The sequence below is a fragment of the Lutibacter sp. Hel_I_33_5 genome (assembly GCF_007827455.1).
GTDB lineage: Bacteria > Bacteroidota > Bacteroidia > Flavobacteriales > Flavobacteriaceae > Polaribacter.
This window is the reverse complement of sequence record NZ_VISM01000001.1, coordinates 1,676,830-1,702,941: the sequence shown is the minus strand read 5'-3', so window position 1 is coordinate 1,702,941 and position 26,112 is coordinate 1,676,830. Positions and strand designations below refer to the sequence as shown.

The 26,112-nt window shown below is 31.1% G+C and carries 26 protein-coding genes and 1 tRNA gene; 18 read left to right on the top strand and 9 right to left on the bottom strand.

Annotation, left to right across the window (positions count from 1 at the left end; all coding sequences use genetic code 11):
* The first annotated feature begins 149 nt into the window (after positions 1 to 149).
* The gene (locus OD91_RS07510; protein ID WP_144896940.1) at positions 150 to 1,190 is read left to right on the top strand and encodes an aldo/keto reductase; all 1,041 of its coding nucleotides are present in this window, start codon (positions 150 to 152) and stop codon (positions 1,188 to 1,190) included.
* A gap of 1 nt (position 1,191) precedes the next feature.
* Here the strand turns inward: OD91_RS07510 and OD91_RS07505 are convergent, their stop codons facing one another.
* Both OD91_RS07505 and OD91_RS07500 read right to left on the bottom strand, forming a co-directional pair.
* Positions 1,192 to 1,500, bottom strand: coding sequence for a DUF6370 family protein (locus OD91_RS07505; protein ID WP_144895770.1), 309 nt, complete (start codon positions 1,498 to 1,500; stop codon positions 1,192 to 1,194).
* Positions 1,501 to 1,550: 50 nt separating this feature from the next.
* Positions 1,551 to 3,236, bottom strand: a complete 1,686-nt coding sequence (locus OD91_RS07500) for a glutamine--tRNA ligase/YqeY domain fusion protein (protein WP_144895769.1) — start codon at positions 3,234 to 3,236, stop codon at positions 1,551 to 1,553.
* A 111-nt stretch (positions 3,237 to 3,347) separates the two neighbouring features.
* Between OD91_RS07500 and OD91_RS07495 the strand changes: the two genes are divergently transcribed.
* The 7 genes from OD91_RS07495 to OD91_RS07465 all read left to right on the top strand — a co-directional run bounded on the left by OD91_RS07495 (position 3,348) and on the right by OD91_RS07465 (position 9,199).
* Positions 3,348 to 3,563, top strand: coding sequence for a zinc ribbon domain-containing protein (locus OD91_RS07495; RefSeq protein ID WP_144895768.1), 216 nt, complete (start codon positions 3,348 to 3,350; stop codon positions 3,561 to 3,563).
* A gap of 17 nt (positions 3,564 to 3,580) precedes the next feature.
* Positions 3,581 to 3,943, top strand: a complete 363-nt coding sequence (gene folB, locus OD91_RS07490; RefSeq protein ID WP_144895767.1) for a dihydroneopterin aldolase — start codon at positions 3,581 to 3,583, stop codon at positions 3,941 to 3,943.
* A 49-nt stretch (positions 3,944 to 3,992) separates the two neighbouring features.
* Positions 3,993 to 4,063: transfer RNA gene (locus OD91_RS07485), tRNA-Cys, on the top strand.
* Between the two features lie 116 nt (positions 4,064 to 4,179).
* On the top strand, positions 4,180 to 5,025 hold the full coding sequence (locus OD91_RS07480; RefSeq protein WP_144895766.1) for an MBL fold metallo-hydrolase: 846 nt from the start codon (positions 4,180 to 4,182) through the stop codon (positions 5,023 to 5,025).
* A 13-nt stretch (positions 5,026 to 5,038) separates the two neighbouring features.
* Positions 5,039 to 6,676 (top strand): S8 family peptidase, encoded by a 1,638-nt coding sequence (locus tag OD91_RS07475; protein ID WP_144895765.1) that lies wholly within the window; start codon positions 5,039 to 5,041, stop codon positions 6,674 to 6,676.
* Between the two features lie 76 nt (positions 6,677 to 6,752).
* Positions 6,753 to 8,609, top strand: coding sequence for a M1 family metallopeptidase (locus OD91_RS07470; protein ID WP_144895764.1), 1,857 nt, complete (start codon positions 6,753 to 6,755; stop codon positions 8,607 to 8,609).
* Complete coding sequence (locus tag OD91_RS07465; RefSeq protein ID WP_144895763.1) at positions 8,594 to 9,199, top strand: HupE/UreJ family protein; 606 nt, start codon at positions 8,594 to 8,596, stop codon at positions 9,197 to 9,199. Before OD91_RS07470 ends, OD91_RS07465 begins: the two co-directional genes overlap by 16 nt.
* Here the strand turns inward: OD91_RS07465 and OD91_RS07460 are convergent.
* The 4 genes from OD91_RS07460 to OD91_RS07445 are packed head-to-tail and all read right to left on the bottom strand — an operon-like array spanning position 9,196 to position 12,444.
* On the bottom strand, positions 9,196 to 9,876 hold the full coding sequence (locus OD91_RS07460; protein ID WP_144895762.1) for a LysE family translocator: 681 nt from the start codon (positions 9,874 to 9,876) through the stop codon (positions 9,196 to 9,198). The genes OD91_RS07465 and OD91_RS07460 overlap by 4 nt on opposite strands.
* Before the next feature lie 18 nt (positions 9,877 to 9,894).
* Positions 9,895 to 10,941: a ferredoxin--NADP reductase gene (locus OD91_RS07455; protein WP_144895761.1), complete on the bottom strand. Its 1,047-nt coding sequence runs from the start codon at positions 10,939 to 10,941 to the stop codon at positions 9,895 to 9,897.
* Positions 10,942 to 10,951: 10 nt separating this feature from the next.
* Positions 10,952 to 11,941 carry an aspartate-semialdehyde dehydrogenase gene (locus OD91_RS07450; protein WP_144895760.1) on the bottom strand — a complete coding sequence of 330 codons (990 nt, stop codon included), beginning with the start codon at positions 11,939 to 11,941 and terminating at the stop codon, positions 10,952 to 10,954.
* A 5-nt stretch (positions 11,942 to 11,946) separates the two neighbouring features.
* Positions 11,947 to 12,444 (bottom strand): GNAT family N-acetyltransferase, encoded by a 498-nt coding sequence (locus tag OD91_RS07445; protein WP_144895759.1) that lies wholly within the window; start codon positions 12,442 to 12,444, stop codon positions 11,947 to 11,949.
* A gap of 204 nt (positions 12,445 to 12,648) precedes the next feature.
* On the opposite strand from OD91_RS07445, the gene OD91_RS07440 reads away from it, so the two are divergent.
* Positions 12,649 to 13,680: a rhodanese-related sulfurtransferase gene (locus OD91_RS07440; RefSeq protein ID WP_144895758.1), complete on the top strand. Its 1,032-nt coding sequence runs from the start codon at positions 12,649 to 12,651 to the stop codon at positions 13,678 to 13,680.
* A gap of 160 nt (positions 13,681 to 13,840) precedes the next feature.
* Here the strand turns inward: OD91_RS07440 and OD91_RS07435 are convergent, their stop codons facing one another.
* The gene (locus OD91_RS07435) at positions 13,841 to 15,502 is read right to left on the bottom strand and encodes a serine hydrolase (RefSeq protein WP_144895757.1); all 1,662 of its coding nucleotides are present in this window, start codon (positions 15,500 to 15,502) and stop codon (positions 13,841 to 13,843) included.
* A 365-nt stretch (positions 15,503 to 15,867) separates the two neighbouring features.
* On the opposite strand from OD91_RS07435, the gene OD91_RS07430 reads away from it, so the two are divergent.
* Positions 15,868 to 16,839, top strand: coding sequence for an IS110 family transposase (locus OD91_RS07430; protein ID WP_144894406.1), 972 nt, complete (start codon positions 15,868 to 15,870; stop codon positions 16,837 to 16,839).
* Positions 16,840 to 16,926: 87 nt separating this feature from the next.
* Here OD91_RS07430 and OD91_RS07425 read toward each other — a convergent pair whose 3' ends face one another.
* Both OD91_RS07425 and OD91_RS07420 read right to left on the bottom strand, forming a co-directional pair.
* Positions 16,927 to 17,313: a hypothetical protein gene (locus OD91_RS07425; RefSeq protein ID WP_144895756.1), complete on the bottom strand. Its 387-nt coding sequence runs from the start codon at positions 17,311 to 17,313 to the stop codon at positions 16,927 to 16,929.
* A gap of 45 nt (positions 17,314 to 17,358) precedes the next feature.
* Positions 17,359 to 17,553, bottom strand: coding sequence for a hypothetical protein (locus tag OD91_RS07420; protein WP_144895755.1), 195 nt, complete (start codon positions 17,551 to 17,553; stop codon positions 17,359 to 17,361).
* Positions 17,554 to 17,851: 298 nt separating this feature from the next.
* On the opposite strand from OD91_RS07420, the gene OD91_RS07415 reads away from it, so the two are divergent.
* The 8 genes from OD91_RS07415 (at position 17,852) to OD91_RS07380 (ending at position 26,110) form a co-directional block, all read left to right on the top strand.
* Entirely contained in the window at positions 17,852 to 19,168 is a 1,317-nt protein-coding gene (locus OD91_RS07415) for a regulatory iron-sulfur-containing complex subunit RicT (RefSeq protein ID WP_144895754.1), read from the top strand.
* The gene (locus OD91_RS07410) at positions 19,143 to 19,640 is read left to right on the top strand and encodes a gliding motility lipoprotein GldH (RefSeq protein WP_144895753.1); all 498 of its coding nucleotides are present in this window, start codon (positions 19,143 to 19,145) and stop codon (positions 19,638 to 19,640) included. Before OD91_RS07415 ends, OD91_RS07410 begins: the two co-directional genes overlap by 26 nt.
* Before the next feature lie 5 nt (positions 19,641 to 19,645).
* Positions 19,646 to 21,943, top strand: a complete 2,298-nt coding sequence (locus OD91_RS07405; protein WP_144895752.1) for a transglycosylase domain-containing protein — start codon at positions 19,646 to 19,648, stop codon at positions 21,941 to 21,943.
* An 18-nt stretch (positions 21,944 to 21,961) separates the two neighbouring features.
* Positions 21,962 to 22,663: a CoA transferase subunit A gene (locus OD91_RS07400; RefSeq protein ID WP_144895751.1), complete on the top strand. Its 702-nt coding sequence runs from the start codon at positions 21,962 to 21,964 to the stop codon at positions 22,661 to 22,663.
* A 33-nt stretch (positions 22,664 to 22,696) separates the two neighbouring features.
* Positions 22,697 to 23,047 (top strand): four helix bundle protein, encoded by a 351-nt coding sequence (locus OD91_RS07395; protein ID WP_144895750.1) that lies wholly within the window; start codon positions 22,697 to 22,699, stop codon positions 23,045 to 23,047.
* Positions 23,048 to 23,079: 32 nt separating this feature from the next.
* Positions 23,080 to 23,736 (top strand): 3-oxoacid CoA-transferase subunit B, encoded by a 657-nt coding sequence (locus tag OD91_RS07390; RefSeq protein WP_144895749.1) that lies wholly within the window; start codon positions 23,080 to 23,082, stop codon positions 23,734 to 23,736.
* A 93-nt stretch (positions 23,737 to 23,829) separates the two neighbouring features.
* A complete protein-coding gene (locus tag OD91_RS07385) occupies positions 23,830 to 24,591 on the top strand; it encodes an exodeoxyribonuclease III (protein ID WP_144895748.1) in 762 nt (253 codons plus the stop codon).
* Between the two features lies 1 nt (position 24,592).
* Positions 24,593 to 26,110 carry a lytic transglycosylase domain-containing protein gene (locus OD91_RS07380; RefSeq protein ID WP_144895747.1) on the top strand — a complete coding sequence of 506 codons (1,518 nt, stop codon included), beginning with the start codon at positions 24,593 to 24,595 and terminating at the stop codon, positions 26,108 to 26,110.
* Positions 26,111 to 26,112 lie beyond the last annotated feature (2 nt).

The following is a 26,112-nucleotide window of genomic DNA, read 5'->3' as shown; positions in this document are numbered from 1 at the left end:
ATAGAATCTTATAAGCGTATAATTTTAAAAATTATACGCTTATTGTTTTTAAGCTGAATAAGCTTTAATTTCGTTTATTGACTTTTTTTTCGAGTTCATTAGATTTTACAATTACACCATTAAACAAATTAACGCATACACATCAAAAAATGAAATACACAACCTTACCAAATACCGATGTAAAAGTTTCTAAAATCTGTTTAGGAACCATGACTTGGGGAATGCAAAACACAGAAGCAGAAGCACATGAGCAAATGGATTATGCTTTAGAAAAAGGGGTCAATTTTTTTGATGCTGCAGAATTATATCCTGTTCCTGCAACTCCAGAAAGTTATGGTGATACAGAAAGAATTATTGGATCTTGGTTTAAAAAAACTGGGAATAGAGAAAAGGTTGTTCTAACGTCTAAAATTGCTGGTGGTGGAGATTATACAGCTCATATTAGAAAAGATGGGTTTAGTAAAAGAGCCATTATTGAAGCTCTAGAAAATAGTTTACAGCGTTTACAAACCGATTATATAGATTTATATCAATTACATTGGCCATCAAGAGGTGTTAATTGTTTTGGGGTTAGAGATTACCCTTTTAAGACAGCAACCAAAGAAGCTGAAAATCACTTAGAAATTTTAGAAACTCTGCAAGATTTTATCAAACAAGGAAAAATAAAACACATTGGTTTATCTAATGAAACTCCTTGGGGAACCATGAAATATTTGCAAACTTCAGAAGCTAATAAGTTACCAAGACCCGTTACTATTCAGAATTCCTATTCTTTAATTCATAGAGGGTATGAAGTTGGAATGAGTGAAGTTTCTTTAAGAGAAAATATAGGTTTATTGGCGTATTCACCCTTAGCACAAGGTATTCTAACTGGAAAATATTTAAACGGAAATTTACCGGAAGGAGCTAGAGGAACCTTATTTCCTCGTTTTGTGGCTAGATATACATCAGAAAGTTCTACAACCGCTGTGTCAAAATATTTAGAGATTGCTAAAAGAAATAATATCTCATTAACAGAATTGTCTTTGGCTTTTATCAATCAATTACCGTTTGTAACTTCTAATATTATTGGTGCAACAAAAATGAGTCAATTAAAAGAAAATATTGGAAGTATTAATATTAATTTATCTGATGAAACTTTATCTGAAATTGAAAAAGTACATCAAGAAATTCCTAATCCAGCACCATAGATTATTCGCTATCAACTAATTTTAATGAGGAAGCGAAAAAGCGATTATTTTTAATCTCGCCAACAACTTCTGCTTTTCTGATAACATTACAAAAACCTGTGTTAAGATCGTGTGCATCACCATAATCATCAATATGTACACCATCAACAAAATAAGCTTTGTCGTCAATTTTTATGGCTAAATCGCAACCACTTTGACTTTCTAATCCAAACTTACATTGACCACAAGAAACTTCTGCAAGTTGTTTTTTTGCTTTCTGTTCTGCACAAGAAGTTAAAATCAGTACGAATACTAAAAGTAATTTTTTCATAAGTTAACTATTTTAAGAGTTCTTTAGTGCGTCTCGAACTGACATTTCGTTTATTTTTTAGACCAATTATCTCTTAATCCAACTGTTTTATTGAATACTAAGTTTTCTGAAGTAGAATCATCATCAACATTAAAATACCCTAAACGTTGAAACTGAAAACGCTCTCCAATTTTTGCAGTTTGTAAACTAGGTTCTAAAAAAGCAGTAATTTTTTCTAAAGAATTTGGATTTACAAACTCCATATAATCTTTGTCTTTATGGCTATCTGGCGCTTCATCTAAAAACAGTCTATCATACGCTCTAACTTCTGCTTTTATAGCATGTTTTACAGAAACCCAATGCAACGTACCTTTTACTTTTCGTTTGCTTTCTTCGGTATCCATTCCAGATTTTGTTAACGGATCATAGGTACAATGAATTACAGTAATATTTCCGTTTTCATCTTTTTCGCAACTAGTTGCTGTAATAAAATAGGCATTTTTTAAACGTACTTCTTTCCCTAATTTTAATCGGAAGAATTTTTTATTTGCTTCTTCTCTAAAATCTTCTCGTTCTATATAAATCTCTCTAGAAAAAGGAACTTCTCTACTTCCAAACCCTTCTTCATAATCATTATAATTAGCATCTAAAATTTCTTCTTTATCTTCAGGATAATTATCGATAATCACTTTTACAGGATCTAAAACGCCCATCACTCTTTTTGCAGTGTTGTTTAAATCTTCTCGAATTTTGAATTCTAAAAGAGCTACATCAATTACATTCTCGCGCTTAGAAACTCCAACAGTTTCAATAAAATTTCTGATGGAAGCTGGTGTATACCCACGTCTTCTTAAACCAGAAATAGTTGGCATTCTAGGATCGTCCCAACCAGATACAATATTTTCTTCTACCAATTTTAGCAACTTACGTTTGCTCATAATGGTATAACTTAAGTTTAATCTAGAAAACTCACGTTGTTTCGGTGGGTTTGGAAATTCTGATTTGCTATATTCATACACATGCTCACGAAACCAGTTGTATAGTTTTCTGTGAGGTTTAAATTCTAATGAACATAAAGAGTGAGATATTTGTTCAATATAATCGCTTTCACCATGTGTCCAATCATACATTGGATAAATACACCAATCTGAACCAGTTCTATGATGATCTTTGTACATAATTCTATACATTAATGGATCTCTCATTAACATATTATCATCAGCCATGTCAATTTTTGCTCGTAATGTATGATCACCTTCTTTAAACTTATCATCTTTCATTCCTTGGAATAATTCCAAGTTTTCTTCAATAGTTCTATCTCTAAAAGGGCTGTTTGTTCCAACTTGTGTAGGTGTTCCTTTTTGTTCACGCATAGCTTCAGAAGATTGAGAATCTACATATGCTTTTCCGTCTTTTATCAATAAAATAGCCCAATCATATAATTGTTGAAAATAGTCTGAAGAATACAATTCGTTTGCCCAAGTATATCCTAACCATTTAATATCTGCTTTAATTGCATCAACATATTCTTGCTCTTCTTTGGCAGGGTTTGTATCATCAAAACGAAGATTTACAGGCGCATCATATTTTTCACCCAAACCAAAACTAATTCCGATTGCCTTAGTATGACCAATATGTAAATATCCATTAGGTTCTGGTGGAAAACGAAAACGTAAATTTTCTTTCGGCATTCCATTTGCCAAATCTTCTTCAATAATTTGTTCTAAAAAATTTAAAGATTTTGATTCTTCTGACATGTTTCTTTTCTATGATTGAAGCTGCAAAATTACATAAAATTTATGTTGTAAAATAGCTGGTTTTGTAACATTATAGCAAATTAAGCTTCTAATAAGTAAACCCTATATTTTATGAATAACAAACCATTAAATTATACCTGTCCAAAATGTTCAAGTAAACATTATAAAGTTGGACAGTTGAGAGCTACTGGCGGAACTTTATCTAAAATTTTTGACATTCAAAATCAGAAATACTCAAGTGTAACTTGTGAACGTTGTAGTTATACCGAATTTTATAAAGCAGAAACTGGCGCATTAAGTAATATTTTTGATTTCTTTACAGGATAAGATAGTATCTTTGTTTTATGGGAAGAATTAAAGTGAGCAATATAAAATTGTACGCCTATCATGGATGTTTAGATGAAGAAGCGAAAATTGGTTCTTGGTATAGAGTTGATGTTGAGGTTAAGGCTGATTTAAAAAAATCTTCTAAATCAGATGAACTTTCTGATACGGTAGACTATGTATTGTTAAACTATATTGTAAAACAAGAAATGGCAATACGTTCTAAATTATTAGAAGAAGTAGCTCAACGCATAATGACACGTTTTTTTGATGAAATTTCGATGCTAGAAAAAGCAGAAGTATCAGTGGCAAAATTAAATCCGCCAATTGGTGGAAATGTTGCTGAGGTTGCAGTAATTCTATCAAAAAAGCGTAAAAAGTAAAAAAGGCTTGCCCAAAACGATAAATTACTTAAATTTGTCGTCCCAAAAGGGTGTCGTGGCCGAGTGGCTAGGCAGTGGTCTGCAACACCATCTACAGCGGTTCGAATCCGCTCGACACCTCAAAAAAACGCATCAACTTATTGATGCGTTTTTTGTTTTATTTAACAAAAAATTCGTTAATTTTCTGCATATTTGTAAACTTTGCCTAGGTAAAGGCTTTCTTTTTTAAATATTTGATGAAAATTTATCCAATAGAAACAGGAAACTTTAAGTTAGATGGTGGTGCAATGTTTGGCGTTGTTCCAAAATCTTTGTGGCAAAAAACTAACCCTTCTGATAGTAATAATATGATAGAAATGAGTATGCGTTGCATGCTTATAGAAGATGGTGAAAGACTGATATTAGTAGATACAGGGATGGGAAATAAGCAATCTGAAAAGTTTTTTGGGTACTATTTTTTGTTTGGCGATTTTTCTTTAGACGCTTCGTTAGCAAAACATGGTTTTCATAGAGATGATATTACCGATGTTTTTTTAACACATTTACATTTTGATCATTGCGGTGGTTCAATTGAATGGAATGCTGCTAAAACGGGTTATCAACCAGCATTTAAAAACGCAAAGTTTTGGTCTAATGAAAATCATTGGAAATGGGCAACAGAACCAAATCCAAGAGAGAAAGCATCATTTTTAAAAGAGAACATCAATCCAATAAAAGAAAGTGGGCAATTAAATTTTGTCCACAGAAACGCAAAAGACCAAGTTGGTTTTAATGTGTTGTTTATGGATGGTCATACAGAAAAGCAAATGTTGCCTAAGATTCAATATCAAGGGAAAACAATTGTTTTCATGGCAGATTTATTACCAACTGTTGGCCATATTCCGTTACCTTATGTAATGGGGTATGATACAAGACCATTGTTAACGATTAAAGAAAAATCAGCTTTTTTAAACGAAGCTGCTAAAAATGATTATTACTTGTTTTTAGAGCATGATGCACACAATGAATTATGTACCGTAAAACAAACCGAAAAAGGAGTACGATTAAAAGAAAGTTATAAATTTAAAGATATATTTAATTAAGATAAGTGAGATTATGAGAGTATTAAAACCATTAATGTACAGCGTTGTTGCGGCAACAGTTTTGTCAAGTTGTAGTTCAATAAATAAAATAGCCGTTCCAAACGGATCAAATATAGTTGTAAATGCAACAGCTAAAAAAGGAGCATTAACAGATGCAGAAAAAGATAATTGGCAACATTTAGATTTAGAAAAAGATTCTATTCCTGGAATGAGCATTAACAAAGCTTACGAATTTTTAAAAGGAAAAACAGGTATTGAGGTTGTTGTTGGTGTTGTTGATTCTGGTACAGACTTAAAACATGAAGATTTAAAAGATGTTGCTTGGGTTAACAAAAAAGAGATTGCAGGAAATAATAAAGACGATGATAATAATGGGTATGTAGATGATATTAATGGGTGGAATTTTTTAGGAAATTCATATAAAGAACATTTAGAATACGAACGTATTTTAATGAACCCTTCTATTGCTGACGCAGAAACTGTAGCTGAGGTTAAAAAGTTTCAAGATAAAAAGGTGAAAGAAGCGGAAGGTAATAAAAAACGCTACGGAGGAATGCTAGATAACGTGACTTCTGCACATAAAATTTTATCAGGTCATCTCGGTAAAGAAGATTATACAGATAAAGAAATAGAGGCAATTAAGTCCGATGATGAAAAGTTAAAAGCAGCTAAGGGTACAGCAGACTTTGCTAAAAGAAACGGATATACAATCCCTGGAATTAAAAAAGTTTTAGAAGGATTAGTTAAAAAAGCCGATGCAACGTTAAGTGGTGAAAACTTAAAAACAGATTATAGAATTCCTGTTGGAGATAATGCGTATGATATAAATGATAAACCTGGAAATGGCGATGGAAATTCTGGACATTCTACAAAAGATGAAGCACATGGTTCTCATGTTTCTGGAATTATAGGAGCAACAAGAAATAATGGAAAAGGAATGAACGGTGTTGCTAATAATGTAAAAATTATGGCAGTACGATCTGTTTCTGATGGAGATGAATACGATAAAGATGTAGCTTTAGGAATTCGTTATGCTGTAGATAATGGAGCAAAAGTAATTAATACAAGTTTTGGTAAAGGATTTTCTCCAAATAAAGAATGGGTTTTTGACGCAATAAAATACGCTGAAAAAAATGATGTATTGATTGTAAATGCAGCAGGTAATGACGGTGCAAATATTGATGTAGAAAAAACGTTTCCAAATGATTCAGAAGATTTAAAAACTGAAATTTCAGATAATTTTATTTGTATTGGTGCCATGAGTGCTAATTATAATGAGAATATGCCTGCAGGTTTTTCTAACTATGGTAAAATTAATGTAGATGTTTTTGCGCCAGGTGTTCAAATACATTCTACTACTCCAGAAGGAGATTACAAGAAATTTAGTGGTACTTCTATGGCAGCTCCATCTACTGCAGGTGTGGCAGCATTAATTAGATCGTATTATCCTAAGTTATCTGCAAGTCAGGTAAAACATATTTTAATGAATTCAGGTACTAAAGTTGACTTAGAAGTTGTAAAACCAGGTTCTAGAAGCCAAGCAAATCCTAAAGGAGAATTAGTTCCTTTTTCAGAGTTGTCGGTTTCAGGTAGAGTAGTAAATGCTTATAATGCATTACGTATGGCTGACAGAATGGTTAATGGTAGATAAGAATATAAAAGAATAGTTAAAAGAGCATTATTAGATTAATGCTCTTTTTTTGAGAATATAGTTAACAAAATATAAGATGAAAAAACTAGTTGTTTTGGCAATTGCTACGGCTGTGTTAATTGCATGTGCAAACACAAAAACTGCAACCTATTCAGAAAAAACTAATGTAGCTTTAAGTACCAATAATTATTGGCAGCAACATGTAGATTATACGATGGATATTGATATGAATGTAAATACATATCAATATAAAGGAACTCAGAAATTAGTGTACACAAATAATTCACCAGATGAATTAGATAAGGTTTTTTATCACTTATATTTTAATGCCTTTCAGCCGAATTCTCAAATGGATATCCGCAATAGAAATATTAAAGATCCAAGTAAAAAAATTGGCGATAAGATTTCTAAATTATCACCTAGTGAAATAGGGTATATTAAAGTGAATTCGTTAAAACAAAATGGATCGTCTGTTAAGCATGAAACTATTGGAACTATTTTAGAAGTAACTTTAAATAAAGGGATAAAACCTGGAGAAAGTGTAACGTTTGATATGATTTTTGACGCTCAAGTGCCAAATCAAATTAGAAGATCTGGTAGAAATAGTGCAGAAGGAGTTGCTTTATCAATGTCGCAATGGTATCCAAAAATGGCAGAATATGATTTTCAAGGGTGGCACACACCGCCATATATTGCACGTGAGTTTCATGGTGTTTGGGGAGATTTTGATGTCACCATTCATATCGATAAAAAATATACCATTGGAGGGTCTGGATATTTACAAAATCCGCAAGATATTGGTCATGGATATCAAGATAAAAGCAAGCCAGTTGAGGTATCTAAAACAAATAAATTATCATGGCATTTTAAAGCACCAAATGTGCACGATTTTACCTGGGCAGCTGATCCAGAATATATTCATGATATTTTAAAAATGAGTAATGGAATTGATTTACACTTTTTATATAAGAAGAATTTAGAGTCAAAATACTTAGAAAATTGGAAAAAATTACAGCCTAAAACTGCTGAGTTAATGACCTATTTCTCTAAACATGTTGGTCAATATCCATATAAACAATATTCAGTGATTCAAGGGGGTGATGGCGGAATGGAATATGCAATGTCTACATTAATAACAGGTAAAAGAAAGTTTGGTAGTTTATTTGGTGTTACTGCGCACGAAATGGCGCATACATGGTTTCAGTTTTTATTAGCAACCAACGAAAGTTTACATCCTTGGATGGATGAAGGTTTTACAACCTATATTTCTAATAAAGCAGAAAATGAAATTTTAAATCAAGGACAAAAAAATCCTCATACGGGATCTTATAGAGGATATAATTATGTGGTGAAAAATAAGATAGAAGAATCACTTTCTACCCATGCAGATCGATATACTACAAATACAGGTTATGGTGTTGCAAGTTATTCTAAAGGGAATATTTTCTTATCCCAGTTAGAATATGTAATTGGTGCAGAAAATGTTGCTAAAGGACTTAAAAAGTATTTTAACGACTTTTCTTTTAAACATCCAACACCAAATGATATTAAGCGTTCAATGGAAAAAGTTTCAGGTATTCATTTAGATTGGTATTTAAACGAATGGACACAAACAATACATACCATTGATTATGGAGTAAAATCTATTGATGGAAAATCTATCACATTAGAAAGAATAGGTAAAATGCCTATGCCAATGGATGTTGAGGTAACTTATATTGATGATAGCAAAGAAAGTTTTAATATTCCTTTACGCATGATGCGAGGAAAAAAACCAACATCAGCTACTATTTTAGAAGATTGGACGTGGGCGCATCCTACGTATACATTTACAACGTCAAAAGAAGTAAAATCTGTTGAAATTGATTCAAGTGGTTTACTGGCGGATATTAATTTAGGAAATAATGCAATCGGTTTATCAAAAAAAAAATAGTATTAAGTTTTAATTCATTTGTTTCTTTTTTAAAAATAGGAGCAAAACATGTACTAAAATTTTCTATTTATAATTACATACTATTCTTAGTTCTTTTGTCAATTGTTTTTAGTTTCAAAAAATGGAGAAAAGTATGTTTACTAGTTGTATTAATAACTGGAAGTTATTTAATCGCAATGGCATTAATTGTCTTTAGCGGTATAAATGTTAAACTTGATATTATTAAGTTTGTTATTCCATTACTTATTTTTTCTTTAGCCATTATAAACGGGTTTAGTTTTAAAGAACATTTAAAGAGTAAAGAATATATGGCATTTGCATTTGCAGTGCTATTTGGCTTTTTTAATGGATTGGGATCCTCGGAGAATTTCAACTTGTTAATTGGCAGAAATGAAAGTGAATTTATCCCATTAATTGAAGTTGCATTTGGTGTTATCTCTTCTATATCAATAATAATTTTATTATTATTACTTGTAAATACGCTTCTTCAAAAATTTATTAAAATATCAAAAGTAAATTGGATTTTAGGATTTTCAATAATTGTAATTTGTATTTCTTTCCCAATGATAATAAAGCAAATTATATACTAACTTTTTTTTATTTCTACCTTTTCCATTAAGGTGTCAATTTTATCTTTAGGGATAAAGCCTTTTAACATTAAAACGGCTCCAAAAACAATTAATAAAATGCCCATTCCGCGTTTAATTTTATAAATGACTAATGGAGTTAGTTTGTTTTTTAATTGCTTTGCAAGCAGTATTTTACCAATATCGGAAATTGCATATCCAAGAATTACTACTGCAAAATACCAAAAAATATGCGTAGAATTCATATCAAGTGATGGACCAATAACTAAAACGGTTCCCAACCAAAAAGCTAAAACACCAACATTAATAAAGTTTAAAAAGAACCCTTTTATCATCAATTGAAAGTAATTATTGCTTTCTGGAATTTCAACTTGAGGTTCTTCCATTTCTTTTTTATTGTTTTTATCTAGATAGGTAATCAATCCGTAAATGATTAACACCAAACCTCCAATAAAAAATAGTCGTGGATCGTCTTTAATTTTTTCTAGTAAACTTCTACTGCCAAAATATGCGATGAGTATAAAGGTAATGTCACCTAAAATAACACCAATATCAAAAGCAATAGCGGCTCTAATTCCTTTTAAAATACTCGTTTTTAAAAGCATAAAAAAAACTGGACCAATCATGAAAGACATGAAAAATCCAATAAAAAAAGCATTTTTTAAATCGTAAAAATCCATTAGTGAAATATACGGATTTTATACGTCATCAAAATCAATAGAAATTTTTGGAGTTGTTGGATGTGCTTGACAGGCAAGAATAAATCCGTCAGCAACTTCACCATCGGTTAAGATAGAGTTTTTCACCATTACCGCATTTCCTTCAGTTACTTTACATAAACATGAGCTACAAACACCACCTTGACAAGAATAAGGAGCATCGATATCATTACGCAAAGAAGCTGCTAAAATATCATCAGTTTGCGCCATGGTAAACGTAGTTTCTTCATCATCTAAAAGCACCGTAACTTCTGTAGAACCTTCTTTAACTTGACTCGCTTTTTCTTCATCAACTGAAGCGGTAAAAAGCTCGAAATGAATATTTTCTTTAGAAAAATTGTTTAATTTTAAAGCCGATGTAACTTCTTGAATCATTTCTTCTGGACCACATAAAAAAGCAGCATCAAAAGAAGTTTCTTTGTACATATTTTTTACAAAGTAATTACAAACATTTCCATCAATTCTACCTCGTAGAGCATTTTTTACATTTTCTCTACTAAAGATGGTGTGGAGTTTAAAGTTATTTGGATAATCGATAACTAATTTTTCTAGTTCAGTTTTAAAAATGACACTATCATCAGTTTTATTACCATATACTAAAGTGAAATTTGCTGAGCTTTCAGTTTCTAAAACTGTTTTTATCATCGATAAAACGGGTGTAATTCCACTACCAGCAGCAAATCCAATATAATTTTTATGAGCTTCTGGTTGAAGTGTAAACAACCCTTCAGGTTCAGAAATTTCAATTTCATCACCTTTTTTTAACTCAGAAGTAGCAAAGACAGAAAATGTTCCGTTTTCAACTGCTTTTATAGCAACTTTAATATCACCACTTTTTGGTGAAGAACAAATAGAATAGGCTCTTCTAATTTCTTCGCCATTAATTTCTTTTTTAAGCGTGATATATTGCCCTGCTGTAAAAGAAAAATTAGATTTTAAGTTTTCAGGGATATCAAATAAAACAGAAACCGCATTTGCGGTTTCTTGTATAACTTCTTGTATGTTTACTTTGTAAAATGCTGCCATTAAAAATGTTTTACACCAAATTATTTGCTACTAAATATTCGGCTATTTGAACGGTATTTGTTGCTGCACCTTTTCTAAGGTTATCAGAAACAACCCACAAATTTAAGGTATTTTCTTGAGATTCGTCTCTTCTAATTCTACCAACAAAAACCTCATCTTTATCGTTTGCAGTAATTGGCATCGGATATACATTATTTGCCAAATCATCTTGCACAACAACTCCAGGTGTATCACTTAATAATTGACGAACTTCTGCTACATCAAAATCATTTTCAAACTGAACATTTACAGCTTCAGAATGCCCACCAGCAGTAGGAATTCGTACTGCAGTTGCTGTTACAGAAAAAGATTGATCGCGTAAAATTTTCTTAGGTTCTTTCACCAATTTCATTTCCTCTTTGGTGTAACCGTTTTCCATAAAAACATCACAATGAGGTAATGCATTTCTACCTATAGGATGTGGATATGCCATTTCGCCTTCAATTCCTGCTTCTTCATTATCTAATTGCTGAACCGCTTTAACACCTGTTCCAGAAACAGATTGATAGGTAGAAATAACCACACGTTTCATTTTATATTTTAAGTGTAATGGAGATAAAGCCATTACTAATTGAATCGTAGAACAGTTTGGATTCGCAATAATTTTATCATCACTAGTTAAAACATCACCATTAATTTCTGGAACTACTAATTTTTTTGTCGGATCCATTCTCCAAGCAGAAGAATTATCGATTACTGTTGTACCAGCATCTGCAAATTTTGGAGCCCATTCTAAAGAAGTATCACCTCCGGCAGAAAATAATGCTACATCTGCATTCATGGTAACAGCATCTTCTAAGGTAACAACGGTATAATCGTTTCCTTTATAGTTTAATTTTTTCCCAGCAGATCTTGCCGATGCAACAGGAATTAACTCTGTTATAGGAAAATTACGTTCTTCTAATACTCTTAACATTACTGTGCCAACCATTCCAGTTGCGCCCACTACAGCTACTTTCATTTTTATTACTTTTTATTCTGATTAATAATTAGTTGCCAATAACCAACATCAACCCATTTATTAAATTTAAACCCTGTTTGTTTAAAATGTGCTACTTTTTCAAAACCAAATTTTTCGTGTAATCTAACACTAGCTTCATTTGGTAAAGAAATTCCGCCAATTAAAACATGCAAATCAGTTTTTTCTAAACGATCAATTAATTGTTTATATAACTGACTTCCAATCCCTTTTTTAGTTACATCATTTTTTAAATACACCGTAACTTGTGCGGTTTTGTTATAACCACTTCTGTTTTTCCAAGAACTTGCATATGCAAAACCAACAATTTCATTTTCATCTTCAAAAACCAACCAAGGAAAATCTTTGGTAATAGTTTCAATTTGGTTTTCAATATAAGTTAAATCAACAATATGCTCTTCTAAATTAGCAACAGAAGTTTCTACATAATAATTGTAGATTTCTTTTATTGCTTCCGCATCTTGTAAAGTAACATTTCTTAACATCTTTTTTCTCAAAAAAATACGTTGCAAAGGTTTAAAAAAAATTGAATTGCTTGTATCTCTTTTAGTACTTTTTTTTGTTAAAGTTTAAAAAATATCAAATTGATGCAAAAAGTGTGATTTTAAACACTAAACATCAAAAAATCAGTACATTTGTATCGATTTTTATAAAAATCATAAAATAACGTATAACTTAAATAGTATAGCATGCAACTGTACAACAAGTTAAGCGCCAAAGAACGCGCTGAATTAATAGACAAAGCTGGTAAAGAACGACTTACAATTTCTTTCTATCAATATTATAAGATAGAAAATCCACAATTACTTAGAGATAAATTATTTTTAGAATGGAACGAGTTAGACGTTCTTGGAAGAATCTATGTTTCTTACGAGGGAATTAATGCGCAATTATCCGTTCCGTCAGAAAATTTATATGCTTTAAAAGATCAATTAGATGCGATTTCTTTTTTAAAAGATATTCGTTTGAATATCGCTGTTGAGCAAGACAATAAATCGTTTTTAAAATTAAAAGTGAAGGTTAGAAACAAAATTGTTGCCGATGGTTTAAATGATGAAACTTTTGATGTAACTAATAAAGGGGTTCATTTAAATGCGAAGGAATTCAACGAAATGCTAACAAATCCAGATACGGTTTGTGTGGATATGCGAAATCATTACGAAAGCGAAATCGGGCATTTTGATGGCGCCGTAACACCAGATGTTGATACGTTTAGAGATTCTTTAGATTTGATTGAAGAAGATTTAAAAGAGTATAAAGATGACAAAAATTTATTGATGTATTGTACTGGTGGAATTCGATGTGAAAAAGCCTCAGCCTATTATAAACACAAAGGATTTAAGAATGTTTTTCAGTTAGAAGGCGGAATTATAGAATATACACGACAAGTAAATTCTGAGGGTATAGAAAATAAATTTATTGGTAAAAATTTTGTCTTCGATCATCGAAGAGCAGAAAAAATTACTGATGATGTTGTTGCTAATTGTCATCAATGTGGAAAACCATGTGACAATCATACAAATTGCGCAAACGAAGCCTGCCATTTACTGTTTATTCAATGTGATGATTGTGCAGAAAAAACAGAAAATACCTGTTCTACTGATTGCCAAGAAATAATTCAATTATCTTTTGAAGAACAAAAAGAGTTAAGAAAAGGTAAAGGAAATAGTAATAAAATTTTTAAAAAAGGTAGAAGTGAAGTTTTGAAGTTTAAGAAATAGAATTTAAAAAATATTTCAATTTTGACTCTTTTTTATTGGTTTCGCTAACGTTTTGTGTATAGTTTGTTGCGTGTTTAAATGTACAAAATTTAGAGTTAAACACTAGCTTTATAAAAAATCACTTACCTTTAGCTATACACTTTGTTGGCTTGAGTATATATTACTTCTGTTTTTCAAACCAAACATTTTTGGCTCTTCCATTGGAAATTCTAATTCCAATTATCATATTTTCAATATCACGTATAATTTTTATTGTCCCAAAGTTTGAGTTTTTTAATGTGTCTTTTGCGAGAAGTTGTAATGGATAATTTCCAAGTCTAGCATGATGAGCAATTATTTGCTCTTTTTTAGGAAGAATATCAATTGTGCTTTCAAGTTCTTGGCTGTAAAATCTTCCTATATAGTCGTTTAAATTAATATCAGATAAATCTTTGTCTAAATATCTTTTTGCTTCAGATTTATTCCCATTATTATATACTGTAAGTACTTGAGCTTTATTGTTTTTTAATTCTGAAAATTCAAACTCAACTTTAGATTTTTCTGATATTTTATAAACATTACCATTAGTATTGTAAATATTGTATTCAGATTTGTTCCATTCTTGTAATACGTGTAAAGAGTCATTTTCTATACTTATTTTAGCTATAGTTCCTAATTTGACTTCGTATCTCCCTATTATCTGTTCTAAAGCATATATGGTTTCATTATTTGGAATATTTGGCTTTGTAATTTTTGCAATTGTCTTTGGTTTATCTTTTAATAAAATTCTCACAATATCACGCTCTATTTTTCCGATTTTGGATGAAGAAAAATTAGCCAATATTGCAATATCTAACTTTTCTTCAGGATAACTACTTAGAGAAGATCTAAAACCTCCAATGCTACCTCCATGTTGAATTGTTTTGTATCCATTAAATTCATCAATAAATACACCAAAGGCATAATTATTTTCACTACCATCATTAAGTTTATCAGTTGTCTTCAGCATTTCAAAAGCAGAACCCCAATTTGAAGATGGTTTACTAAAATTTTGCGACCAGTTTAATAGGTCTCTTGTAGTTGAGTGTACGTTACCAGAGCCTACATATCCCCAAAACTCTACTGCTCTAAAAAAACCATCTTTTGAATCATAATAAGAAGTGGCATTATTTGGAACAATTCTGTCATATCTATCCTCTACGTAAGTATTTGTCATTCCTAAAGGCTCAAAAATATTAGCTTTCATCCATTGTGGAAACTTTTCTTTAGTTACATTTTCAATAATATTGGTCATTAGTATGTATCCAGTATTACAATACAAATATTCATCACCAGGAATAAAGTTTAATTCTTTCTGTTTTAGCATAAAACGATACAGATCATCATTAGTCCTATAGTCTCCTCGTCGCCAGCCAGCTAAACTAAGCATAGAGTGTAAGCTACGCATTCCACTTGTGTGATGTAGCATATGACGTATAGTAATAGTATGTCCAAAATCTGGCATATCTGGCAAATGTTTGCGTATATCATCATCTATTGACAGTAAACCTTTCTGGTGAAGTAATACAATTCCCATAGCAGTTATCTGTTTAGAAACTGATGCTATATTGAAGATAGTTTCTGTAGTATTTGGCACTTGATATTCTAAACTAGCTAAGCCAAATGCTTTTGAGTAAATAATTTTTCCATTTTGCATAATTCCAAGAGTACCTCCTGGTTGATTAGGTTCTGTCCATGAATTAAATAAACTGTTAATTTTTTGAGATTGAATTTCACTCAATTGAGCTTGTGCTGTAACTAAGCTAAAAAAGATTAGTAAAAAAAATGTACACTTTAATTTCATGTTATTTGTGATATTCAAGCTAACGTTATTGTATAAGCTTTGTTGCGTGTTTCAGGCAATGAATTTACTAAATAAAACACGAACGGAAAAATTCCGAAGGAATTTCCCAAGTGAGCTAAAACTAGCAATAAAGTTTATACGTCTTAAGTTAGCATTTTAATAAAAAGGTTAAATTAAGCAATATAAATTAGAAAGCACAGAAGAGAGGATTAAGGTTATTATATACGGAGAGACTATTGATCTCGTCAACATTGAAAATCCCCTCTCTTTTCTACACAGATTTCGTACAGTTTTATGAGGCTTCAGACCTCGATTTTAAGTCGTTGAAACTTGCGTAGGTTGTCCTTTCGTTAAAACATTTTCTTATGAATAAAGATATTAAATATTTTGGAATAGACATTAGTCATTTAGTATTTGATGTTACAGATTCTTCTGGTAATTACTATCAGTTTAAAAACAATGTAACTGGATTTAAAAAATTTGTAAAACATCTAGATTACAATAGTCATTGTGTAATGGAAGCTACAGGTTATTACCATTACAGGTTGGCTTATTTTTTACAGGAAAACAGTATAAAAGTTTCAGTAGAAAACCCTCTGTCGGTGAAACGCTTTATCCAGATGAAGTTATCAAAAATAAAGACAGATAAAAGCGATTCAAGATTGATTTGTGAGTATGCAAAACAAGTTGAATTAAAGTTATGGCAAGGTAATTCAAAACATCAGTTAGAATGCTTACAAATGACAAGACTTCTTTCTGTGTATACAAAACAGAGTACTATGTTAAAAAACAAAATACATGGAGAAGAAGTTTTGGGCAATCCAAGTAAAGTAGTTACGAGCTCATTAAAAAGTAGTTTGAGACAGGTAACAAAACAAATAGAAAAGGTAGAAGCAGCATTATTAATTTTAGTAAGAAAGCTACATCAAGATGTTTTAACACGCTTAAAAACAATACCTGGAATTGGAAATAAAACAGCGCTAATGCTAGTTGTTTTAACAGATGGATTTGATCGTTTTAAAAGCGGAAGTGAATTGTGTAGTTATGCTGGATTAACTCCTGTAATTAGACAAAGTGGAAGTAGTATAAATGGACGAGCCAGAATAAGTAAAATAGGCAACCAGAAGCTTCGAAATTTATTATTTATGTGCAGTTTTAATGCTTGTAAATACAACAAGGCTTGTAGAGAAATTTATGAACGAATAGTTGCCAAAGGAAAGAGTAAAAAATTAGCATTAATAGCGGTGTGTAATAAACTATTAAAACAAGCATTTGCCATTGCTAAATCAGGATTAATATATGATGATACTTATAGAAGTACTTTAGTGAATATTTAATGAGTTTTTACTTGTTTTTTACCACAGTACTTTGTTGCCATTTCGTTGTTTTTTTCAAAGTTCTATTTTTGAGTAAATTCCACTGTTTTATTCTTTTAATTTCTCAAGTTTACTTTTGATTAAGATTAATTTATTATTTATGTCAAAAGAGTATTCATTTGAATATTCAATATAATGCTGAAAAAGGTTTTTTGATTTTTCAAATTTTTCAAATTTACTGGTTTTATCCTCTTCAATTGTAGCGTCTAAATAAATTAATTCAGCTAAAAATTCAACTCTTTTTAGATAATTTCCTTCTTTTAATTTAAAAAACTCAATTAATTCTTCACACTCAGTGTTGTGAAAGTATTCCTTTTGATTTCCTAATAATCTAAAAGAATCACTTAATTGTATCTTTGCGCCTTCAATATCATCTTTATCTAGGTTGTTCACAATTCTATTGATAGCATCCATTAGAGTTTGGATAAGTCGCATTAAATAATCTTTTTCAAACATATTTTATAAAAGAATTAATAAAGATTATTTTTCTTTTTTTAATTGTCCAGCTTTTAACATTACGAAAACTCCATAAGCAGCTAAAATCACACCTATTATTGTGCAAGATAGATAAAGTATTACTGAACTTTTCATTGCTAATAATGTCATTCCAATTATTGTAAATAACCCTCCAATACTTGAAATCAAACTTCCTCTATTTTCCTTTTTTTTATCCATAATTCACTTTTTTTTCCTGTTTTTAGTGTGTTCTGTCAATGAATGGCAACTTTACGAATATGCATCGTTTCAATGATTTATATTCTGAGTTAGCTAAATTCGAGAATTTTTGGTTTAGAAACAAACTAAATTGAACAGCAAAAAACAGTAATTTATTACTAAAAAATTAGGTTTTAACTTTCCGCTAGATTCCGTATATTTACTGATTACAGATAAATCGATTGCTATTTTGTATCAATCTGATAATCAAATTATGAACAGGCAAAGCTTTAGGCTTTTCTAAAATATATATACTTACATGGCATGTGGAAGTTGTGGTACAACAGAAAATGGCGTACCAAAAGGTTGTAAAAGTAATGGTAATTGTGGTTCGGGTACGTGTGGAAGCGGTAGTGAAAAACTAGCAGTTTTTGATTGGCTTTCTAATATGACGTTGCCAACAGGGCAAGCGCCTTTTAATATTTACGAGATCCGTTTTAAAAACGGACGTAAACATTTCTTTAAAAATACAGAGAAGTTATCCGTTTCTATGGGTGATGTTGTTGCGGTAGAAGGTTCGCCAGGACACGATATTGGAACCATTTCTTTAGCTGGAGAATTGGTGAAAGTCCAAATGAAAAAGAAAAACATTTCTTTTGATAGCGAAGAAATCAAGAAAATTTATAGAAAAGCATCTCAAAGAGATATAGATGTTTGGCAAACCGCAAGAGGTAAAGAAGTAGAAACTCAAAGAAAAGGAAGAGAGATTCTAGGGAGATTGGGGCTACAAATGAAGCTTTCTGATGTTGAATATCAAGGTGATGGAAATAAAGCAACGTTTTATTATACTGCCGAAGGTCGCGTAGATTTTAGGCAATTAATTAGAGATTTAGCAGGTGCGTTTTCTATTAGAGTAGAAATGAAACAAGTTGGTGCGCGTCAAGAAGCAGCACGTTTAGGCGGTGTTGGTTCTTGTGGTAGAGAATTATGTTGTTCTACTTGGTTAACAGATTTTAGAAAGGTAACAACCACTGCTGCACGCTATCAACAATTATCATTAAATCCGTTAAAATTAGCAGGACAATGTGGTAAACTTAAATGTTGTTTAAATTTTGAATTAGATACATATTTAGATGCTTTAAAAGGATTTCCGAAACAAGACAAAGTCCTAAAAACCGAAAAAGGTGATGCAGTTTTTGTGAAAATGGATATTTTTAAAGAACTGCTTTGGTACACGTACAAAGACGATAGTTTTAAATGGTATAAGTTATCCTTAGAGCAAGTTCAAGAAATTATTGAGCTCAATAAAAATAATGAAAAAGCTTCTTCGTTAGAAGAATATGAGTCTGATATTGAAGAAGTTGTAAAAGTTGATTTCGAAAATGTTGTCGGTCAAGATAGTTTAACCCGTTTTGATGCTCCTAAATCTAGAAAGAACAAGAACAGAAACCGAAACAGGAATAAAAGAAAGAAGAAAGTTCCAGTTAAGGCAGGGAATCAACAACAAGGAGAACGAACAAATACTAAGCAAAAACCGAATCAACCAAAGGCAACTCAAAATAACCCCAATAAAAATAACAGAAATAAAAGGCGTAATAACAGAAACAAAAATGGAAATAATCAACAAAGCAAGTAGTTTAGGAATAACACTATTGTTGGTAGTTGGTTTTGTTTCTTGTGATTCTAAAGCAGTTTTTGATCGGTATATTTCACTTGAAAATGCTGTTTGGAAAAATAATAAACCAGCAGAGTTTCAATTTACCATTTCTGATACGATTTCTAAGCATAATTTATTTATCAATCTTAGAAATAATAATGATTATGAGTTTAGTAATTTGTATTTAATTACAACGTTAAATTTACCAGATAACACTAAAATTATTGATACGTTAGAGTATGAAATGGCAGATGCAAGCGGTCAATTTTTAGGGAATGGTTTTACTGAGATAAAAGAAAATAAATTATTTTATAAAGAACAAAAAGTGTTTCAAAATTCAGGAGAATATAGCGTAGAAATTTCTCAAGCAATGCGAAAAAATGGTGCTGTTAATTCGTTAGAGAATTTACTGGGAATTTCAGATGTTGGATTTAGAATTGAAAAAAATTAAATTAAATGGCAAAAGAACAAGAAAATAATAAAAAGAAATATATCAAATGGTTTTGGAGCATAACGCTTGGTGGTTTTGGTATTGTTGTTTTATTATTCTTACTGGCTTCTTGGGGTGCATTTGGTGCATTACCGACCTTTGAAGAATTAGAAAATCCTAAAAGTGATTTAGCAACAGAGGTAATTTCTGCAGATGGAAAAACATTAGGAAAATATTATGTAAAAGCGAATAGAACACCGATTTTATATAAAGAATTACCGCAAAATTTAATTACAGCATTAGTAGCTACAGAAGATGAACGTTTTTATACCCACTCTGGAATTGATTTTAAAGGATTAGCAAGAGCTGTTGCAAAATTAGGAACAGGTGGTGGAGCAAGTACAATTACACAACAATTAGCTAAAAATTTATTTACAGGTAGAGCGTCTAGAAATATTTTTGTCCGAATTGGTCAAAAAATGAAAGAATGGGCAGTTTCGGTAAAATTAGAGCGTCAATATACCAAGCAAGAAATTATTGCAATGTATTTAAATACGCAAGGTTTCTTGTTTAATGCAACTGGAATTAGATCTGCTGCGCGAATTTATTTTGGAAAAGAACCCAAAGAATTAGACTTGCAAGAATCAGCAATTTTAGTTGCGATGCTAAAAAATCCAAGGCAATTTAATCCACATAGAGAACGCTCTAAAAAGAAATCTTTACAACGTAGAAATGTAGTTTTCTTACAGATGCATAAAAATGGTTTTTTATCAGAACAAGAAAAAGATTCACTTCAGAAATTACCTTTAAAAATTAGTTTTACACCAGAAAGTCATTCAGACGGTTTAGCTACTTATTTTAGAGAAAACTTGAAGCAAAAATTAAAAAGATGGGCAAAAAATAATATCAAACCAAATGGCAAACCGTATAATATTTATAAAGATGGTCTAAAGGTGTATGTTACGATTGATTCTAGAATGCAGCAATATGCAGAAGAGGCAGTTACCGAGCATATGTCTAATTTACAAGACTACTTTTTTAAAGAGCATAAAAAAAATAAAACAGCACCGTTTTATGATATTGATAAGGAGCAAATAGACGGAATTCATAGAAGAGCGAAAAAGAATTCAGATCGATATAAGCGAATGAAAAAGGCTGGTAAATCAGAAAAGGAAATCAGTAAATCCTTTAGTACAAAAACAGCGATGAAAGTCTTTTCATGGAAAGGAGATATTGATACGATAATGACACCGAATGATTCTATTAAGTACTATAAATTCTTTTTACGTTCAGGATTATTATCAATAGAGCCACAATCGGGTCATATAAAAGCATGGGTTGGCGGTATAAACAATAAACATTTTAAATATGATGCAGTTTCACAACAGAAACGTCAAGTAGGTTCTACCTTTAAGCCGTTTGTATATGCAACAGCAATTAATCAGTTAAAAATGTCGCCTTGCGATAAAATTCCGAATGTAAAATATACAATTCCTAAAGGAAAATACGGAATTCCAGAAGATTGGAGTCCAAAAAATGATGGAGAAAAGTATGGAGGAGAAAAAACACTTAAACAAGCTGTTGCTGGTTCTATCAATGTAATAACAGCAAATTTAATTGATAAAGTTACACCAGAAAATGTAGCGAGATTAGCAGAATCTGCAGGGATAACTTCAGAAATTCAAGCAAACCCTTCCATAGCATTAGGTGCATTAGATTTATCACTAAAAGAAATGGTAAGTGCATATTCTACATTTGCTAACAAAGGATTACGGGTAAATCCTATGATGATTACTAGAATTGAAGATAAAAACGGAACTGTTTTAGAAGAGTTTACACCTACTACAAAAGAAGTTATTAGTGAAGAATCTGCTTATGTTATTGTAGATTTATTAAAAGGGGTTACACAATTTGGTTCTGGAGCTCGACTGAAAACTTTTTATAAAAGACCTAGTTATATTACTGGATATCCGTATAAATTCACCAATCAAATGGCAGGTAAAACAGGGACAACGCAAAATCAATCAGATGGTTGGTTTATGGGAATGGTGCCTAATTTAGTAACAGGTGTTTGGACTGGAGGAGAAGATCGGGCAGCCCATTTTGCAGAAATTTATAAAGGTCAAGGAGCAACAATGTCTTTACCAACTTGGGCAATTTTCATGAGAAAATGTTATGCAGATACATCACTAAATATTAGTGTAGAAGATTTTGAAAAACCAGATAACTTATCAATTAATATCAATTGTGATAAGTCATATGCGAAGAAAAATGATGAAGAAAAAGAAGAAGATAAAAAGAAAGATGACGATACGGATTTCTAGTATTTAAAGATAGAAAAGATGATAAACAAAGAAGTAAATAATGTAGAAGAAGCAGTTTCTGGAGTAAAAGACGGAATGACTTTTATGCTTGGCGGATTTGGATTATGTGGAATTCCTGAAAATGCAATAGCTGAATTAGTACGGTTAAATGTTAGAGATGTTACTTGTATTTCTAATAATGCTGGAGTAGATGATTTTGGATTGGGGTTGTTATTACAGAACAAACAAATCAAAAAAATGATTTCTTCTTATGTTGGTGAAAATGATGAGTTTGAACGTCAAATGTTATCAGGAGAATTAGAAGTAGAGCTCACGCCACAAGGAACTTTAGCAGAAAAATGTAGAGCGGCGCAAGCAGGTTTTCCAGCTTTTTATACCCCTGCAGGATACGGAACAGAAGTTGCTGAAGGAAAAGAAACAAGAGATTTTGATGGAAAAATGCATGTTTTAGAACCCGCTTTTAAAGCAGATTTTGCATTTGTAAAAGCATGGAAAGGGGATGCTGCAGGCAATTTAATTTTTAAAGGTACATCACGCAATTTTAATCCGAATATGTGTGGAGCTGCAACTATTACCGTTGCTGAGGTAGAAGAATTAGTTCCAGTAGGAACGTTAGATCCTAATAATATTCATATTCCAGGAATTTTTGTACAACGTATTTTTCAAGGAGAAAAATATGAGAAAAGAATTGAACAAAGAACTGTTCGTAAACGAGAATAATTTAATCAATTTAAAAATTAAAATAATGTAACAATGAAAAACCCTGTAGTTGAAAAATCTATAGAAGTTGCATTATCAATAATTGAATATTGTGAGCTTTTACAAGTTGAGAAAAAATATGTAATTTCTCGTCAATTGTTAAAATCAGGAACAAGTATTGGTGCTAATGTTCATGAAGCTCAAAATGCAGAAAGTAAAGCAGATTTTATTCATAAAATAAAAATTGCAGCAAAAGAATTAGAAGAAACAAAATATTGGTTGACTCTATGTGAGAAATCAAAATATTATCCAAATCATTCAGGTTTGAATACTAAAGTTAATGAATTAGGATTAATTATATATAAGATATTAAGTACAAGTATTAAATCTCGTAAACAGAATTGATACATTTATAAATTGTTTAATTGATACATTTTATGTTAGACAAAATAGGAATCGCTAAAAGAATCGCAAAAGAAGTTCAAGATGGTTATTATGTTAACCTAGGAATTGGAATTCCAACGTTGGTTGCGAATTATGTTAGAGATGATATTGAAGTAGAATTTCAAAGTGAAAATGGAGTTTTAGGAATGGGACCTTTTCCTTTTGAGGGAGAAGAAGATGCGGATATTATTAATGCAGGAAAACAAACCATAACGACCATGCCAGGTGCAAGTTTTTTTGATTCATCAACTAGTTTTTCTATGATTCGAGGGAAACATGTTCATCTAACAATTTTAGGTGCTATGGAAGTTGCCGAAAATGGTGATATTGCCAATTGGAAAATTCCAGGTAAGATGGTAAAAGGAATGGGAGGCGCGATGGATTTAGTAGCATCGGCAGATAATATTATTGTTGCCATGATGCATACTAATAAACGTGGAGCATCAAAGATTCTGAAACAATGTTCTTTACCTTTAACAGGTGTTGGCTGTGTAACAAAAGTTGTAACTAATTTAGCAGTTTTAGAAGTAAAAAATAATACTTTTCATTTATTAGAAAGAGCTCCAGGTGTTTCTGTAGAAGACATAAGAAATGCTACAGAAGGAACTTTAATTGTAAATGGTGAAATACCAGAGATGATCCTATCCTAAATCCTTTCCAAAGTAAAGGACTTTAATTAGTTAAAATAATATTAGTATTGAGAATAAGTTTTCTTCCCTTTGGGAAAAAGTAAAGAAGGAAAAATGAAAATAATATCATACAACGTAAACGGAATTAGAGCAGCCTTAAAAAAAGGTTTTATAGATTGGTTAAAAGCTGCAAATCCAGATGTAATTTGTATTCAAGAAACTAAAGCACATAAAGAACAATTGGATGTTACTGAGTTTGAAAACGCTGGATATCCCTTTCATTATTGGTTTTCTGCACAGAAAAAAGGATATTCATCTGTAGCTGTTTTTTGTAAAGAAGAACCAAAACATATTGAATATGGAACCGGAATTGGAACTATGGATTTTGAAGGTAGAAATCTTCGTGTAGATTTTGATGAAGTTTCTGTAATGAGTATGTATTTACCTTCTGGAACAAATCAAGCTAGATTAGACTTTAAATTCAATTATATGGATGAAATTTTAGCCTACGCAACTGAATTAAGAAAAACAATTCCAAATTTAGTTATTTGTGGAGATTATAATATTTGTCACGAAGCAATAGATATCCATAATCCCAAAATGAAAGGAGTTTCTGGGTTTTTACCAGAAGAGCGTGATTGGTTAAGTAATTTTATTAATAGTGGATTTATTGATAGTTTCCGTTTTAAGAATCCAGATAGACAAGAATATTCTTGGTGGAGTTATAGAGCTAATTCTAGAGCTAATAACAAAGGTTGGCGTTTAGATTATGCTATGGTTTCGGAACCTTTAAAAGAGAAGATATCAAGAGCTTATATTTTACCTGAAGCGAAACACTCAGACCATTGTCCAATAGTTGTTGAATTAGACATCTAAGATGAAAAAAATTCTCCCTCTTTTATTTTTTACACTTTCTTTTTTTGCACAAGAGCCTAAAGATTCTATTGTAGAATCAATAATCGATACAGTTTTTATTGCCAAAGATTCAATTAAAGTAACACCTATTGAAGAATTATTTTCTGACAAGGATTTAAAGTTAATTGATAGCTTATTGGTGGAAGAAAAATTTAATTCAGCATTAATTGATACACTTGAGTATCTAATTGATGACAAAGATATTGTTGGGAATAGAACCTCCATTTTAACTCCAGAAACATTAAAAATAAGGTTGTCAGATTTAAATACTAGAACACCTTTTAATTTATCATACAATCCAGCATTAGAAAAGGTAATTAATAGTTATTTGCTATATCGAAAAAGATATTATCCTGCTTTAATGGCAAAAGCAAAATATTATTTCCCAATGTTTGAACAGTATTTAGATCAATATGATGTTCCATTAGAAATGAAGTATTTAGCCATTGTAGAATCGGCATTAAAACCTAGAGCAAGATCTAGAGTTGGTGCAACGGGTTTATGGCAATTTATGTACGGAACAGGAATTCAGTTTGATTTAAAAGTGAGTTCTTACGTAGATGAACGTCAAGATCCAGTAAAGGCTACAATTGCAGCTTGTAAATATTTAAGTCAGTTATATAAAATTTTTGGCGATTGGGATTTAGCGTTAGCGGCCTATAATTCCGGACCAGGAAATGTATCGAAAGCTATAAAACGATCTGGAGGATTCAAAAATTATTGGAATATTCGCTCTTTTTTACCAAAAGAAACAGCGGGTTATGTTCCAGCTTTTTATGCTACCATGTATATTTTTGAATATGCTGATGAGCATCAGATTTACCCAGAAATTCCTGAATATTTTAATTTTGAAACCGATACCGTTCGTGTAAAAAGGACGATTAATTTTGATCAGATTTCAGAAAAAACTGATATTGAAATAGACTTGTTATCAACCTTAAATCCTTCTTATAAATTAGATATTATACCTTTTGTTAAAGATAAAAACTATGCAGTAAGATTGCCTAGAAAAAGGATTATTGACTTCTTAGATAAAGAAAAAGAAATTTACGCTTTGGCAGATCAAGATGAAGCAAAAGGTGAAAAACCTTTACCTAAGTATTTCGAAATGGATAAACGTATTCGATATAGAGTGCGAAGCGGGGATTATTTAGGTAAAATTGCTAATAGATTTGGAGTTCGTGTTAGCGATTTAAAACGTTGGAATGGTTTACGAAGTAATCGTTTAAAAATTGGACAACGTTTAAGTGTTTATCCTAAAAAGATGCGAAATAATAATAATAGGACTGTCTCTTCATCAAAGAAAATAAGTACTAAAAAAGGAGAACATGTTTTATATACAGTAAAAAAAGGAGATTCATTATGGAGTATTTCTAAGAAATTTCCTAAAATTACAGTAGATCAAATTAAAAAATGGAATAATATTTGGAGAGTAAAAGATTTAAAACCTGGAACTATACTAAAAATCTTTAAAAGCTAACA

Bases quoted from the DNA above. Each gene is read 5' to 3' on its own strand.
- OD91_RS07470 (WP_144895764.1), top strand. From the start codon at position 6,753: ATGAAAAAACTAGTTGTTTTGGCAATTGCTACGGCTGTGTTAATTGCA.
- OD91_RS07440 (WP_144895758.1), top strand. From the start codon at position 12,649: ATGCAACTGTACAACAAGTTAAGCGCCAAAGAACGCGCTGAATTAATA.
- OD91_RS07385 (WP_144895748.1), top strand. From the start codon at position 23,830: ATGAAAATAATATCATACAACGTAAACGGAATTAGAGCAGCCTTAAAA.
- OD91_RS07505 (WP_144895770.1), bottom strand. From the start codon at position 1,500: ATGAAAAAATTACTTTTAGTATTCGTACTGATTTTAACTTCTTGTGCA.
- OD91_RS07495 (WP_144895768.1), top strand. From the start codon at position 3,348: ATGAATAACAAACCATTAAATTATACCTGTCCAAAATGTTCAAGTAAA.
- OD91_RS07450 (WP_144895760.1), bottom strand. From the start codon at position 11,941: ATGAAAGTAGCTGTAGTGGGCGCAACTGGAATGGTTGGCACAGTAATG.
- OD91_RS07420 (WP_144895755.1), bottom strand. From the start codon at position 17,553: ATGGATAAAAAAAAGGAAAATAGAGGAAGTTTGATTTCAAGTATTGGA.
- OD91_RS07400 (WP_144895751.1), top strand. From the start codon at position 21,962: ATGATAAACAAAGAAGTAAATAATGTAGAAGAAGCAGTTTCTGGAGTA.
- OD91_RS07410 (WP_144895753.1), top strand. From the start codon at position 19,143: ATGGAAATAATCAACAAAGCAAGTAGTTTAGGAATAACACTATTGTTG.
- OD91_RS07405 (WP_144895752.1), top strand. From the start codon at position 19,646: ATGGCAAAAGAACAAGAAAATAATAAAAAGAAATATATCAAATGGTTT.
- OD91_RS07510 (WP_144896940.1), top strand. From the start codon at position 150: ATGAAATACACAACCTTACCAAATACCGATGTAAAAGTTTCTAAAATC.
- OD91_RS07460 (WP_144895762.1), bottom strand. From the start codon at position 9,876: ATGGATTTTTACGATTTAAAAAATGCTTTTTTTATTGGATTTTTCATG.
- OD91_RS07390 (WP_144895749.1), top strand. From the start codon at position 23,080: ATGTTAGACAAAATAGGAATCGCTAAAAGAATCGCAAAAGAAGTTCAA.
- OD91_RS07500 (WP_144895769.1), bottom strand. From the start codon at position 3,236: ATGTCAGAAGAATCAAAATCTTTAAATTTTTTAGAACAAATTATTGAA.
- OD91_RS07415 (WP_144895754.1), top strand. From the start codon at position 17,852: ATGGCATGTGGAAGTTGTGGTACAACAGAAAATGGCGTACCAAAAGGT.
- OD91_RS07475 (WP_144895765.1), top strand. From the start codon at position 5,039: ATGAGAGTATTAAAACCATTAATGTACAGCGTTGTTGCGGCAACAGTT.
- OD91_RS07430 (WP_144894406.1), top strand. From the start codon at position 15,868: ATGAATAAAGATATTAAATATTTTGGAATAGACATTAGTCATTTAGTA.
- OD91_RS07395 (WP_144895750.1), top strand. From the start codon at position 22,697: ATGAAAAACCCTGTAGTTGAAAAATCTATAGAAGTTGCATTATCAATA.
- OD91_RS07380 (WP_144895747.1), top strand. From the start codon at position 24,593: ATGAAAAAAATTCTCCCTCTTTTATTTTTTACACTTTCTTTTTTTGCA.
- OD91_RS07480 (WP_144895766.1), top strand. From the start codon at position 4,180: ATGAAAATTTATCCAATAGAAACAGGAAACTTTAAGTTAGATGGTGGT.
- folB (WP_144895767.1), top strand. From the start codon at position 3,581: ATGGGAAGAATTAAAGTGAGCAATATAAAATTGTACGCCTATCATGGA.
- OD91_RS07455 (WP_144895761.1), bottom strand. From the start codon at position 10,941: ATGGCAGCATTTTACAAAGTAAACATACAAGAAGTTATACAAGAAACC.
- OD91_RS07435 (WP_144895757.1), bottom strand. From the start codon at position 15,502: ATGAAATTAAAGTGTACATTTTTTTTACTAATCTTTTTTAGCTTAGTT.
- OD91_RS07445 (WP_144895759.1), bottom strand. From the start codon at position 12,444: ATGTTAAGAAATGTTACTTTACAAGATGCGGAAGCAATAAAAGAAATC.
- OD91_RS07425 (WP_144895756.1), bottom strand. From the start codon at position 17,313: ATGCGACTTATCCAAACTCTAATGGATGCTATCAATAGAATTGTGAAC.